Source organism: Microcoleus sp. POL10_C6 (genome assembly GCF_036701585.1).
Taxonomy (GTDB): domain Bacteria; phylum Cyanobacteriota; class Cyanobacteriia; order Cyanobacteriales; family Microcoleaceae; genus Microcoleus.
Genome location: NZ_JAUBRB010000014.1, coordinates 23133 through 38324 on the forward strand (window position 1 = coordinate 23133; position 15192 = coordinate 38324).

At 45.1% G+C, this 15192-nt stretch carries 6 protein-coding genes and 1 pseudogene; 2 read left to right on the forward strand and 5 right to left on the reverse strand.

Annotated features, from left to right (window positions below; all coding sequences use genetic code 11):
- Positions 1 to 208: 208 nt before the first annotated feature.
- From QUA34_RS10125 to QUA34_RS10140, 4 genes are all read right to left on the reverse strand, one after another.
- Positions 209 to 2209, reverse strand: coding sequence for a chromosome partitioning protein ParA (locus QUA34_RS10125; RefSeq protein ID WP_333386179.1), 2001 nt, complete (start codon positions 2207 to 2209; stop codon positions 209 to 211).
- Between the two features lie 58 nt (positions 2210 to 2267).
- The gene (locus QUA34_RS10130) at positions 2268 to 5273 is read right to left on the reverse strand and encodes a peptidase domain-containing ABC transporter (protein WP_333386182.1); all 3006 of its coding nucleotides are present in this window, start codon (positions 5271 to 5273) and stop codon (positions 2268 to 2270) included.
- A 132-nt stretch (positions 5274 to 5405) separates the two neighbouring features.
- Entirely contained in the window at positions 5406 to 6155 is a 750-nt protein-coding gene (locus tag QUA34_RS10135) for a peptidylprolyl isomerase (RefSeq protein ID WP_333034840.1), read from the reverse strand.
- Between the two features lie 295 nt (positions 6156 to 6450).
- The gene (locus QUA34_RS10140) at positions 6451 to 10296 is read right to left on the reverse strand and encodes a glycosyltransferase (RefSeq protein WP_333386185.1); all 3846 of its coding nucleotides are present in this window, start codon (positions 10294 to 10296) and stop codon (positions 6451 to 6453) included.
- A gap of 283 nt (positions 10297 to 10579) precedes the next feature.
- On the opposite strand from QUA34_RS10140, the gene QUA34_RS10145 reads away from it, so the two are divergent.
- Complete coding sequence (locus QUA34_RS10145; RefSeq protein WP_333326771.1) at positions 10580 to 10933, forward strand: IS630 transposase-related protein; 354 nt, start codon at positions 10580 to 10582, stop codon at positions 10931 to 10933.
- Positions 10934 to 11398: 465 nt separating this feature from the next.
- Positions 11399 to 12504: pseudogene (locus QUA34_RS10150) on the forward strand (IS630 family transposase).
- A gap of 44 nt (positions 12505 to 12548) precedes the next feature.
- On the opposite strand, the gene QUA34_RS10155 reads toward QUA34_RS10150, so the two are convergent.
- Complete coding sequence (locus QUA34_RS10155; protein WP_333386188.1) at positions 12549 to 15050, reverse strand: glycosyltransferase family 2 protein; 2502 nt, start codon at positions 15048 to 15050, stop codon at positions 12549 to 12551.
- Positions 15051 to 15192 lie beyond the last annotated feature (142 nt).

A 15192-nucleotide genomic window follows, 5' to 3' on the forward strand; every position in this document is an offset into this window, starting at 1 on the left:
CTAGTCATATCATGTCCGATCGATTAACCATAATATCCCGGTCGGGGCGGGTTTTTGATATTGTCAATTATTCGCAAGTATTGTTGGTGAACCCGCCCCTACAAAAATCGCGGTCGCTCGAACGGACATGATATCATCAGCTTTTCGACTGACAATCAACAGTCAACCGTCAACAGTCAACCGTCAACCGTCAACCGTCAACTGTTCGCTACTTAATAGTCTTGAACGTATCCATTTTCCCAGTAAATCGGTTGATAAACATCTGCAAAACACTCCGCTTGCCAATATTGATATTAGAACTCACGGACATTCCCGACTGCAAGTTCACCTCCACTTCATTTGCCTTGCCCTTGTTCAAAACGAACTTCTGATTTTTGAGCTTAATTTTGGTTTTGAAAGCGTAGTATTTCCGCAGTTCAGTAGGAGGCTCAGCATCGCTGCTAATCTCTATCACTTCACCCTCAGCAGTACCAAACTCCAGCGCCGGGAAAGCTTCTACATTCACTTCCACAGGCACGCATTGGTATTTCGTCAAACCCAGTTTCTCTCTGTTAACTTCCTTCTCTGGACAAACGCAACTTTTACCTATTTCGCAGTCAATCTTTTCTCCGTCTAATTGCTTGCCGTGATACTGCTCCAATTTTGCCCGCTTCTGTCTCAAAGCATCCAATACCAGAGCCACATTGCTGTTTTCCAGGTAAACCACTGCTTGCAGACCGTTGTCGTCATCCAAAACTTTGAGCAGCTTTTCAGTTTGCTGCGCTTCGTAATAAGCTTCTTCGCAGCGTGCTGGGCGCGGTTCGCCCGGTTTCACCACCGAATTAATAATGGATTGGCATATCGGATCTTTCGCCATATCCAACTTAGCTTTCTCCTTGGTAGAAGGCTTCAAATCAAAGATTACACCCGATACGGGAGCTTTCATCACTTGAGTGTCGCGGTTTTGTTGAGCCTTTTCTAGCTGAGCGTTCACCTCGGACAACTTTTTCAGGTTTTCCACTTTGAAGCGGCTTAGCTGAGAATCGCTGCTGGCAATTTGTTTCTCGTTTTCAGCAATTTTGGTATAAAGTTCTTTCGCCCAGGTATCCTTGGTGTTTTTCAACTGTTCTTCGGCGCGGGCGATGGACTCCTGAATGCGCGCTTGCTCTCCTTGGTGACGCTGTATTTCAGCAGTAATTTTTTGGATGTCACCTTGACGCGCGTTAATTTCGCCTCGGCGCGTATTGATTTCACCGAGGCGTGTGTTAATTTCGCCTTTGCGAGAGTTGATTTCACCTTCGCGCTGCTTGATTTGATCTTGCTGTTTGAGAACGTCGCTTTGGCCTCTGAAAACATCTTGCTCTTGACGTTCTTTTTGCAGTTCAGCGATCGCTCCTTCCTCCACAAGGGGGGCGAGTCTGCCTAGAATGTTTTGGTTCGACTTCAATACTTGTTGGGATTTCGCTAACTGTTCTTGGGCCAAATCTCTCTGAGCCAGGGCTGATTTTACTTGCTCTTGCGAAGAACTTAACTGCTGCTGAGCATAATTTAATTGGTTCTGGGCAAAACCCAATTGTTGCTGTGCCACTGTCATTTGATCGCCGGCGGCTTTCTCAGCATCCTGAGCTTGCTTCAGTTGTTTTTCCAACTCCTGAACTTGGCCTTGAGCCGCAGCAACGCGAGACAGAAATTCCGATCGATAATTAACATAAAGTCCTTGCTGAGCAGCATCAAAATTTCCGCTTGCTCCCCTGTTGAGGTACAGCTCGTCAATCAAAGCTTGCAGCACTTGATTTTGTGCCGTGAGGCTCTGTCTGTCCCTGATTGTTGATTCTAGGTTAGAAGGAACAGGGCCTTGAATTTTGCCGTTGACAACATCTTCGTAAAATTTATTTTCCTTTTCCAGGGCTTCTTTAGTTTTCTGAACCGATGTTAAATCGGCACTGGGTGCAAGGGGGTTGAAAGTGAGCAGAGGCTGGTTTTTTTCCACACGATCGCCATTTTCAACGTGAAGTCTCACCACTGCGCCCGTAGCAGGTGCTTGGATGTCTCTAGCACCATCTTTGAGCTCCAATTGACCCACAGCGGGGACAGCTTGCTCTACGCTAGCAAAATAAGCCCAAACTACAGCAGAAGTGGTCATCAGCATGATCATCCACAAAAACAAGTGCGACCAAATCGCTGGTTTTTCGAGAATGACTGGTTGCTCAGAAAGTATTAACGATTTCATAGCCATTTGTTAGTTCTCAGTTGTTAAGCGTTAGCGATCAGTTGTGAGTTGTTAGAGCTCAGGTATTCGATGACTCTTGTTGTTGGAAGAGGCAGTAGTAACGCCCTTTAAGAGCCATTAATTCTTTATGAGTTCCCCGCTCGACTACAGAACCTTGATCCATCATAATAATTACATCAGCGTTTTGGATTGTAGTCAGGCGGTGAGTAATGAAAAACACCGTGCGGCCGGCGAAAGCTTCTGCTAAGTTATTGCAAACTTGGCGTTCGGAATGGTAGTCGAGGGCGCTTGTAGCTTCGTCCAAAATCAGCAGTTTCGGGTTTTGCAAAATCGTGCGGGCGATCGCCAAACGCTGCCTTTGACCCCCAGAAAGCGACGAACCCCGCTCTCCGACTATCGTATTGTAGCCAGCAGGCAAGCCCATAATAAAATCGTGAGCTACCGCTAATTTTGCAGCTCGCACAATCTCATCCGTACTCGCATCGGGATTGCTCAGAGCAATATTTTCCTGTACCGAGCAGTTAAACAGCAAAGTATCTTGCAGCACCACCCCAAGTTGGCTGCGGAGCGAGTACAGTTCCACCTTGGCAATGTCATACCCGTCAATAAAAATCCGGCCCGACAGAGGGGGATAAAGACGCTGCAACAGCTTCATTGCCGTACTTTTACCAGAACCGCTTCCCCCCACAATTCCCACAAAACTGCCAGGGGGAAATTCCAAATTCACATTCGCCAATTGCAGTGCGCCGCTCTCCAGAAATCGGAAGGAAACCTCCTCATAGGTAACCTGCCCTTGAATTGCCGGCAGCGGGATATTGCTCCGGTCTTCTTCGCTGGTTTCCGTCGGCGTATCGACCACATCCTTAAGCATATCGATCGACATAGAGACTTCTTGGAAACTCTGCCACACGCTCACAAACCGCAGCAGCGAACCAGTCACGTTCCCGGAAATAATTCGGAAAGCAATCAACTGACCCAAAGTAATCTCATTTCCCAGCACCAAATAAGCTCCCACCCACAACTGAGCTAAGTTACCCACCTGGTTTAAAAAGGCGCTAATCGTACCGGCTGTAGTCCCGGTGATAATGGTTTTAAAACTGGCTGTAATGTATTTTGCGTAGCGGCTCGACCACTCCCAACGGGATTTCAATTCAATATTTTGAGCCTTAACAGTTTGAATCCCGCTGACTACTTCCACTAGATAAGATTGAGAGTCAGAAAAACGCATATTTCTTTGTTTGATCAGGCGCAGCACCAGCGGATTGATTAGAATAATCATCAGCCCCAGTATCGGTACCACTGCCAAAGATACAAACGTTAGCTGCACGCTGTAGGAGAGCATCACGGCGACGTAAACCACCGAAAATACCGCATCAAGAACCACTGTCAGAGCTGTACTCGTCATGAATTCCCGAATCTGGCCCATCATGCTGAATTTGTAGACCAGATCTCCCACCCGCCGATTGTCAAAGTAATTTTGGGGCAGCCGGAGTAAGTGGTCGATGACTTCTGCACTCAATTTGACATCGATGCGGTTTGAGGTATCTATAAACAAAAAGGTACGTAAACCGTTGAGCAGTCCTTCAAACAGAGCAACACCTAACAGAAATGCCCCCAAAATATCCAAGGTGTCAATGCTGCGCTGACCTAAGACTTTATCAATAATTACTTGGCTGATTAATGGGTTGGCAAGACCAAATAACTGTACAAAAAACGAAGCGAGCAACACCTCAAAAAACACTGTCTTGTGTTCCATGAGCGCCGGCACAAACCACCAGAAGCTGAACTGCTCTTTTTGTTCGACTTGCGGAGCTTGCAGCAGCAGGACTTCTCCCTGTTCGCCCCAGATTTCTTTGAACTGAGGTATCCGCTTCCGCATCAGCCCCTGTTCGGGCGTGGCCATCACCAATTCTTGCTCGGTGATGCTGTAAATAATGGCAAAGCTATCTTGCCATTTAATCATTACGGGGGCTTTGATGCGGTTGATGGCTTCTGCTGGCACTTGCGCCAATTGGGGCGTGAGGCCGATGCTTTGGGCGATCGCCCCGCAGGCTTGCATACTGATAGAACCTGCGGTTTTTAACTGATTTTCTAGAACTTTGCGGATGATATCTCGACGAAATTTCAGGCCGAAATACTTGCTCAACATTTGGAAGCAAGCTAGCGGGCCCTCAATCTGCCCTTTGGCGCGGAAAACTGGGTATCTCCCCGCATCCTTTGGTTGGTCGGTTTTGGGTTCTGGGGGACGGTCAGGGCCGGGTAGAACCTCGATCAATTTTCCGGGCGGATTCTGCCCAGGGCCTGCTGTCTCTGTCGTGCCATCGAATGAGTCTGTTTCGGGTTGAGGTTCGGGGGGTTCCCGGAAGCCGACCAATCGCGCGCCGAGGCGGCCTTCTACTTTTAAGGATTTGGCTGCGTTTTCCACAGAGAAGCGGCTGCCGGTGGGAAAGTCGCCCAAGACGCCGCTGCTGACGAGCCAAACTCGATCGGCATCTAGCTCTTTGGCGATGTCTTGAGTTTTTTTGTTGCCGTTTGGTACGTTTACAACTGTCGCATCTTGCCAAGCTTGCAGGGTGAGTTCCTTGAGATTGGAAGTGCCGTCGGCTTGGCGCTGCAACTCCAGGCTCAACAGTTCAAATACTTCGCTCAAGGAACAGTGTTCGCGAAAGGCTTCTCCAAAAGTCGGCTGTTTTTCCAGTACGCTCAGGAAATCTTCGGCGGGTAGGACGATCGCGATCACATCTGTAGAGGCGATCGCTGTTTCGCAGGGAACCCCCCTGAGCAACCCAGCCCAGCCCAGGATTTCCTTCGACTGCACCAAGCGTAAACTTACGTGGCGCTGCGAGCGCTGGTCAAAGCCCAGCAGCCGGGCCTGACCTTGATAGATAATTGCCACCTGAGTCGGCATTTTTTCCCGTTCAAACAGGGGTTGCCCCGTCCGGTAGCCAAGGAGTTGGCATTTAGCCACCAAGGCTGTCAGAGCCGTCTCTGACAGTCGGTCAAAGGGAGGTGTTTGAGCTAGGAAATCCTGAATTTGGGAGAGGGAAACAGCGGAAGAAGTCATCCAATTTTAGATTTTAGATTTTAGATTTTAGATTGAATCCACAGATGAATCCAGGGGGTTTTTGTCAGGATGCTACGCTTTTTCAAGTCTCCACGGATAAATCCGGGGGCCCCTGACCCAATTGCTTGATTGTCATGAAATTGAAGACACGGAGGAGAGGGGCTGTAGCGGGCCTATTTGCGATATCTGTTCGGCGAGCCAGCTTTCAAAGAGTTCGTTAATCAAGTGCAGCCGCATCGATTCATCGAGTTGGGCCGGCATGAACTTTTCTAGTCGAATAATTACCATCCATTCTGCCAGAGGACGCGGCGTCCAGAGTTGATTTGGCTGGCTGACGGACAAAAGTTTGCTGATTGCCGGGTGGGGCTGGCTGAGGGGTACTGGGCCCAACAAGCCGCCTGACTTGGACTCTGGCCCTTCGGAATAGTCGCGGGCCACTTCAGCAAAGGTTTGTTCCCCTTCAAGGATGCGAAAGTAAAGTTCGTTTGCTAATGCTGGATTTTTGGTGCGTACCAGGGAATAGACTACGTGGTCTAGGCTGGCTTTGCGGGTTAAAAAATAATTATCTACTTTAGGTCTCCAAGTGGCTTGCTTAAATTTTTCGATCAGCAAGGGCCTGACGGCCATCTCTTGAAGTTCTTCTTCCGTCATATTTTGGCCGCGCAGCCAAGCTTCTTTGGCTTCCGGGGCTGTCAGTTGGTGTTGTGCCAGAAAGTTCTCGACGGCGGATTGGCGTTCTTCGTCGCTGCAACTAAAGGATGCGATCGCTTGGTCTACTATTACACCGCGCAAGAATTGCGGCATCAACTGGTAGCGCTTCAGGAGCGATGGCATATCCTGAGCTTGCAGTAATTTATCGCCTATTTGAAAAAGTCCTGTCATTTTTTTATCTCCAACTGACTTGCGCTTCCCCTTTTAATTTAGCTGTGGCAGGAAAAGAGCGACAACCACTAACCCCTCGATTCCCCGATGATAGCAGACCGTCAGTGGGCTAGCGCTATTGCTGTCTATTTCTTGACGTTCTGCCTAGCGAGGGGTTCCCCGCGGGTCTCATAATGGTAGCGGGATGCGAGAGTTGGAGAGTTGGAAAATCTTTACTTCTGCCATCTTCCTTCTTGCCTCAACATCCATCCGTTAAATCCCGTACACTGCTTAGTTGCTGAACTTCCTTCTTCCTTCACTCTCGCAATAGTCTTTCAAAGAGTGTTTCGAGTTGGGTCGAGCAAGCGCGACTGTCGAGATATTTCGGGTTTGCCGCCATTTTTTGGTGGATTCGCTCGCGGTAGTGCCGACGCAGTTCTGGGTTGGTTCCCAGTGCTGTGCTCAGCTCTAAATAAGAGTTCTCGCTGTTTGCTACCAGTTCCGGAAGTAGTAGTTCTTCGAGCACGGCGGCTGATTGTCGAGATCGAGTTGTTTGCCCTTTTCTTACCACTACAGGCAACCCCACCAACAGGGGTTCTGCTAAGGAGCAGCCACTGCTGTATGGATAGGAGTCTAAATATATATCAGCCAATTCCAGACATTTTATGCAATCGGCGCGAGATGGCAGCGCTTTAATCACAACTAAGCGCTTTTTACAACCAAATTCGGCAAAGAGCGATCGAATTTGGTTGTAAAAAGGCACCGTCGGATAGTTTTCTGAGCGGGAACTAAAGGGATACAAAACTAAAATAGAATTTGGTACGGCAGCAATAATTTTTGCCCAAGTTTCTCTCAATTCTGGGATAATTGTCAAAGCTGGAGCGCCGGACATGAACACTACAGATTCGTCGGTGGCTCCCCAACTCCTGCGAGTCGGTTCAACTCTGCCAGGTGCTGATCCTACAGTATAGCTTAAACAAACTCCCGACCCTTCTAAACTAATTAATTTTTCGCGATACTCTGCTGCTGCACCTGCGCGCAATGTCAAATCTCCAGCAATGAAATAATCGATATTTCGGGTGCCGGTGGTTGCGGGGGTTGATGCACCGGTAGCTATTTGCACCCGCGCTAGTCGGTGCAGGCACAGGAGGGCACTTGGTTGAGAAGTGTCGCTAGTATTGGTGCAGATTAGCAGAATATCTAAATCGTGCGATCGCATTTCTCGAACTTGATTGGGCAAATCTTCTGACAGTTGCACCAGTTTGTCGGCGCAATTTTCGCAATATTTCCCCAGTCGCTCGTCTTGTACCTGGAAATAGTACACGATTATTTCAAATTTGCTTCTGTCTAAATATTCAAAACTCGAAATGGCAGCACGAGTCTCGGATTCATCACTAATTTTATCAAGCAAAAAGCCAACTCGTATTTTAGTTCTTTCAGGTTCTCTATGAGGAAAATTCCATTCTATTTGACAGCCGATATTTTTCAAATGAAATTCCAGAATATCAGCTCGCTGACTCAATATATGGAGTAGATTGACCTCGCTAAAATACAAAGGTTGGAATCTAACATTTTTCGCAATAAAATCCCCCAAATAACGCCAAACTTCTGAATCGGGAAAACTAGCGATATTAGCAGCGACGTACTTGATTAACTGCTGGAAATATTCAGAGTACCTTTCTACTTCCCAGTTTTGTTTAAAATAACCGGGAGACTGAAATATAAATTTCAGAAAATCGTCAAAAAACCACTGGGGAATCGCTGCATTGTTATATTCAAGTGGCAACTGATAAGCGTCGCGGTACAGCATCGCTGCGAGGAGATATTGCATCTTCTCGGCAATTTCTCCTCCTTCAGCAAGTTTCGAGGATAACTGCTGAACAAAACTTTGTTCTGACTCAGTTAAACTTTCATTTTTGAGGGCGCTATCTAGTAGCAATTTATGAGCTTTACCCATATCTTTCGAGTAAGCAGTTTCTAATTTTTCCGCTGGCAAATTCAGCCAATATTCAGCTAGCTGTTGGCGGTATGGGCGCAGCGCGAGAAGAGGCTGTTTTGAGGGAAATTTATTGTATTGATCAAGCAGTGGTGACAATTCCGATAAACTCGGCTGGGTTCTCAATGCCAACTTTTGGCGGATTGTCTGTTTGATTTGTTGCTCCAGGAAACTGTAATCAGGACTATTTAGTAGTTTTTTGTAAAATCTGACTACATCCTTATGATTTTCCCCAGCAGCGAAGTTTTTCCAAGTTTGTTGTTCGGGATGAATCCGCAGCGACGACAGTTTTTCGTCTACAAATCCGATGTGATAGTTTCCCATGATTCGCCACCACATATCTAAGTCTACATACTGAGATAATCCCGAATCAAATAATCCTATTTCTGCAAAAACTCGCGCGGCAATTAAGACGGTACTCGGTTCGCCAATTTTATTTATGGGGTTGCTCAAGCAGTTAGTATCAGCCAGTAATTCTTTTCCGGGCTGAATAGATTTTAAATTCGACCAACTTTTATGCAAATCTTTAATTGATTGGGAAGCTATGCGCAAAATCGGGTTAGATTCATCGTCAGCTATGGTGATGCCGCGCGGGGAAAAAACCATACCTATTTCTGGGTTTTGTTGGGCGATTGCGACCATTTTCTCAATACATTCTGGCGCGAGCAAGTCGTCTTGAAACAAAAACTTAATGTATTGACCTTTTGCTTGAGATATGCAAAAGTTCCAGTTTTGTGATAAACCGTAGTTGCGGTGCAGTACGATGCGGAAATCGACTGAAGTTTGTAATTGGAATGATTGGGCGATCGCAATTGTGCGGTCTGTGGAGCCGTCATCGGATATAATCAGTTCTATGTTAGGGTATGTTTGGGCCAAAGCACTTTGAATTGCTTCCCCAATAAATGCTTCTCCGTTGTATGTCGGAATGCAAATGCTAACCTTCGGCTGCTCGTTTGGCAGTTCTCCTTTTAATTGACTTTGTTGCTGTGATGGTGGCAAGTTAGCCCTAATTTTTGCCGACTTCGCTTTGGCTGTTCCTGACAGAGGTATGCTTTGAAAGTTATCGGTAATCTCGGCAATATATTCGAGACGTTTGCTAATTTTATTACCTGTAACTTGCGGGTTGAGTAAAGTCTTAATTTCTTCTGCCGCCACCGCTCCCATTTGTTGAGCTTCCCGGTAATTGTTAAAGACGTACCGCATTAAATCTGCAGCGTGTTCGACATCTGCTTCGGCCCAAACATTGCCTTTTTTGTAAGGCCCGCAATCTTGCTCAATTGGGATTAACTTATACTTGACTAAATAGCTATTGCCGACATTCATAAATTCTGTATTTGATGAATAGCCGGTGGCAATTACGGGTTTCCCGTAAAACATGGCTTCAGCCATTGTTAATCCAAATCCTTCGCAGCGGTGCAGGGATACATAACAGTCGCAATTATACAGCAAACCGTTAAGTTTATTTTTGGACAAATACCCGTCTAGATGTTTGATATTTGAAGAATTAGCTATGGCAGATTTTAATAAATTTTGCTCCTCTAAATGTTTGTTTGAATTAGAAGATTTGATAATCAACAAGAGGCGGTCATCTTCGCCAAAAGCTTGTTTAAATGCTTGAATTGTCGCTAAAGTATTTTTGCGCTCAATGCGGCTGGAAAAGTCGAATACAAACAAGAAAATAAATTTATTTTTCGGTAAATTCAGTGCTTCTCTGTTCAGGGAAGGTGCGGGAAGATCAATACTTGGCATGATTTTGATGACAGGAATTGGCGCAAGTGCAGAAATTGCCTCGGCGCAGTAGTTGCTGTAAGTCCATATTTCGTGAAAGTGATTAAATGCTGGCTGCCATTCTGGGGGAAATGCGGGAAGTTCCCAGGCCCAAAAGCCGATATTGTATTTGTTTTCAAAATAGGTGGAACCTGTATGTTTGATAAAGGCTGCAACTTGATCGGCGTTGACTTGAATTAAGTTTACGGGATGGGGATTGTCTTGGCTAAAGTTTTGATATGTGGTGTCTTGTTTGCGGTGAGGACTGCGGGTAAAATTGTTTATGGCGAAGGGAATCCCGGCGGCTTCTGCAGCTCTGATATTAGCTCTGACACCTTCTCCTATACCAAATTCGCCGTTAATGTAGCCGGCGATGTTTATTCCTAGACTAGGGTTCATAGTTTCTAATGAATTTAGCACAGTGTAGTGTGGATTTTTTGAGACTGTTGGCGAATGTCTGAGGGGTGAAACCCCTCAGGCATCGCCGTCCTGAATAGGCAGAATGATTGTGTAATCACGCAGCCTATTAAATAATTTATTATGACTCTTCACCCCCGCGACTGCTCGTCAATTCCAGAAATGACAGCAACTGTGGCACGAACATTCTTTCCCAAAGGAAATCCATATACAGCACTTCCGGGTGTTATGAGGTACAATAAGAATAGATTAAAAAAATACACCAATGAAAGCATATTCAGTAGATTTGCGAACAAAAATAGTAGCAGCCCATATCGAGCAGAAGCTGTCGATCAGAAAAACAGCAGCGATATTTTCCGTCAGTAAAAGTTTAGTTCAAAAACTGGTCAAGCAACAAAAAATAGAGGGGAATTTACAGCCGAAACCCAGGGGGAAACCGAGATACAGTCATTTGAATAATTCCACAGCTTCTTTGAGAGAAATAGTGGCAGCACATCCCGATGCAACCTTACTAGAATTGTGTGAGTTATTTGCCCAGAAGACGGGAAATTGGGTGGGTAGAACAGCCATGTGTAACGCCTTACAAAAGTTGGGATTAAATCGTAAAAAAAAACAGTGAGAAGTAGCCAAGCCGGAATAGAAAGAGTCATGAAGTTAAGGTTAGAGTATTGGGAAAAAGTCAAGCATATCGACCCACACAATGAGCGTGTTTTTAGATGATACTATTGTAATTTTGTTGGGATTCTGCTTGACTGAACAGCCTATTGTTTGTGCTTGTCGTTGATTCTGTCCGTAAAAACTGCATTTAGAGCGATAATTCTCAGGATGGTTTTTGGTTTCGGCTTGAACACCGACACTCACACTGGTGACAGATGCTAGGAGCAAATTTGCCACCAAAACCGCTTTATAAAACAAAGATGAGTTGAGTTTCATGGATTGGGTAATTTAGAGAAAAATAACTAACTTTATGTTACCCCAATATTCATACTGTGATGTTTTAATCAGGATATATAGCGATCGCAAATGAATTGTAAATCACAAATCATGTATAATAATGAGGACGTAAATCTCAGTAGGAGTTGAGATGTCTCAAAAGAAATCGGCACAAAAAGTGGAGCATGAAGTCCAAGCTTTATTGTAACTCGAAAATTTTATTGCCAGCAATCCCGACCCAAGAGAACTTAAAAAAGCTGCTTCTATCCGCATGTTAATTGAAGGGGTTCCCCGCGAAACTCTTCAAAAGATATTGGGAGTATCATCTCCATTTATCAGTAAGTGGAAAATCAATTATGCGTTGCAGGGAATTGAAGGGTTGCGCTTAAATCATCAGGGTTCGCGGGGACAACTTAAGCCTGAATAACGAGCGGAAGTCATCCAATGGTTAACCAATAAAAACCAGTGGGATTTATCCGAATTGTCAAATTATATAGCCGAGCGATATCAGATTGAATTTCAATCAAAAACTAGCTACTACCAACTTTTTAATTCAGCGGGAATTAGCTGGAAAAAATTTCAAAAAAAGAATCCAAAACGTGATGAATACCTCGTCAAAAAAAAGCACCAAGAAATCTGTGAAATTCTGGAAGAACACCGCTCAGCTATAGAAGCGAGAAAGCTTGTGGTGTATTTGATTGATGAGTGTCATCTATTGTGGGAAGATGTCTGTGGTTATCTTTGGGGAAGGCGCAACGAGAGAATAGAAATACCAAGGCGTGAATCAGATAGAAAAACAAACTTATTATGACGCAGTAAATTATTTAACAAAACAGTTTGTTCTGCGAGAATATGCAACGGCAAATTCTGAGAATACAGTGGCTTACTTAAAAGACTTACAATCTTTAAATCCCGAAGCCAGACATTTGATTATTGGGGATGGAGCCAGCTATCACAAATATAAAGAAATGAAAGCTTACCTAGAAGAAATTAATCAAGGTAAAGAGCGGGATGAATGGCCTTTAACTTGTGTCCTGTTTGCTCCTAATGCAAGGCAGCAGAATCCAGTCGAAGATATTTGGCTTCATGCCAAGACTTGGGTGAGAAAATTTGGGAATCGGCTCAGTTATGAATGCCTTGGTTAAATGGTTTTTCAATTTTACCATACAGTCACAAAGCTTTGACTTTCTCAAGTTACACAAATTTGGTATTTTTGAACCAACACTCAATGGAACTGCTGCTCGATCGAACCCTTAATTAATTTACGAATGATTTGCGATCGCTATAACAGCGAGATATGGCTAAAGTTGCGAAACTGCGATCGGTCTAACTGACCTATTCCTCTCAAAAACAGCTCTCGGTTTCAAAGCAATTCTCAACAATAGCCACAGCGCTCGCCATTCTCCGGGAGTTTCCTGGCGCTGCCACTGGCCCGGCCGACAGTACAGCATTTCGATCAAACAGCGGTGCTGGCTAATGTTCAGGCGATCGAACGCAATTCGCACAGTTGGAAATTCCACAAAACTGCACTCTTTTCCATCCCGAAAACTTGACTCCAACTGAGATTTATCGCTCACCAACTCAATCTTAGCCACAGGAATAAAACAGTTCTCTTCCATGATTTCCAGAGTCGCAGAATCGCAATCAATTAAACCTTTGGCTAAACGACGCTCTGTGCCCAACTCAACAACAGACGGCGCTACCGAGCTCCTTGGTTTGACTGCCGCACTGGGAGAGAGTGGTTTCATTTTCCCCTGGGATACACTTGTCTCAAAGGCATATTTTTGCGACATCTCTGGTGCTGTAAAACTTTCTTTACTGCCTTTATTTTTCACCGCAAAACTTGGCCACTGCGTCAAAGCAACTTCCGCGCCACTTTCCGAAATTACAGTGGTTATACCCCAAAAACTTTTACCGCCAATATTCAATTGTACAACCCTGCGTAAATTGAACCATTCGTAAATGTCCGGCTTAGGAATATCCACCAAAATCAGCAATGCAATCCCGATCATCAGCAGGTTGTAACCGCTCCAAATCCAGCCCAAACTCATTCCTTTTGACAAATGTGCACTTTCGGATATTGACTGTACGGTGTCAACATTTTTAACTAAATTAATGTTTAAATTGTGCCACAAACTGACTGCTGTAGCTGCGAACAATACAATCAAAGGCCATCCCAAATTCCAGTTAAAACGAAAGCGATCGCTCGCCATTCCTTTTGGCGTCACCTGAAACCCTTTCCCAAAGGGATTCAGCATGGAACTCACCACCGTCACCGCTAAAGGAATACACTGGACGAACGAATAAACATCGGAAAGCAAAGCCGATCCAGATCTGCGGTTCAGCCAAGAAAACACAGTAAGTTGCACCAAATAGTAAGGCAGGAAAAAGTACAGTAATTCCCGCGCACTTGCCCGCAAAGGAATTATGCCGAAAAATGAATAAGCTACAGGTATCAACAGATATAAAACCTTGGTTAAACTGGTAAACCAGTGCAGCAATCCTTCTAAATGAGACAGCCTTTGTACGAATCTGAGACCGCGAATTGTTAAAGGATTGGAATCAATAAAAAATGCCTGAAGAGTGCCTCGCGCCCAGCGTAGCCTTTGATTTAGATGAGCTTCTATATTTTCAGCCGCCAAACCAGCACTCAATTTTTCATCTAAATAAACTAATTGATATCCGGTTGCTGACAGCCGAATTCCGGTAAAATAATCTTCGCAGATTGAATCTGTGACCAATCCTCCCGCTGCTTCTAAAGCAGTCCGCCTCACAACAAAAGATGTACCGCAACAAACCACGCTGTCGGCGCTGTCTTTGATGATTTCAATTTGCCGATAAAAGATTTCTTCTTCCGGCGCCAGCACATTTTCTAAACCTAAATTACGAGAGATGGGGTCGTGATTGTAAAAGCTTTGCGGTGTTTGAACGAGGGCGATTTCGGGATTTTGAAAAAATCCAACTGTGCGAGTTAAAAAGTTCTTAGTGGGAATAAAATCCGCATCGAAAACTACAATTAGTTCTCCATTTGTAAGGGCTGTGGCATGATTAATGTTTCCAGCTTTGGCGTGAATATTATCTGGTCTGGTTATATACTCGCATCCCAGTTCTTTTGCCAGCAACTTGATTTCAGACCGCTTAGTATCGTCAAGCAAATATACTTTTTTGTTGGGATAATCTAATGCTTGACAGCCGATTACACTGCGCCGTAAAATGAAAGCCGGTTCATTGTAGGTTGGGATGAAAATATCTACTGGCGGGGTGAAGTTTCCAGCTTCAACTGCAACTGCCATGCGATCGGCTTCTCGACGCCGGTCTTTCATTCTCAGCATTAAATACAGTTGAATACTGGTGTTGAAAACCAGTAACATTTCTAGGAAAAACAGCCCCAAACTAAAGATACCGTTGAGGGGATCGGTTAAATTTAGAGTAGCGAGCGATCGCCATAAAACGTAGCGAATGGTTAAAGCCAGAACAATTGCAACTACCACAGCGCGCGACCATTTCTGCGGTTGAGGCGAAATTTTAATTGCAGCTAAAGCAACGGAGACAAGCACGATAGTCGGCACTAACAAATACATCTTGCTCGTAGCAGGCACTTGCAGCCACACAGGCGGGTTTTGTTGCCAAGTGTTGATTGTGGCAAAAATACCGCTGACTGTACCTTCACTGCCAAACCAGGCTGCGGCGATCGCACCTGCGAAAGCAACCGCCCCCAACACGACTAGCGTTGCCGTCTGCACCCGCGAAATCCGCCCAAAGCGGCGTTTCAAGTCTTGAAAATCAAATCTTGAAGTTGTCATAAAATAATTTTAAAGTCCCGATCGTGCATGCAACAGTAAGGGTTTGCTGCTGTCCACTTTTTAATTCTGTGGAAAATTCCGACACACCCCCATTAGTATATTTACATTTTTTAACATTCTGACCATTGTATGATAATTCATC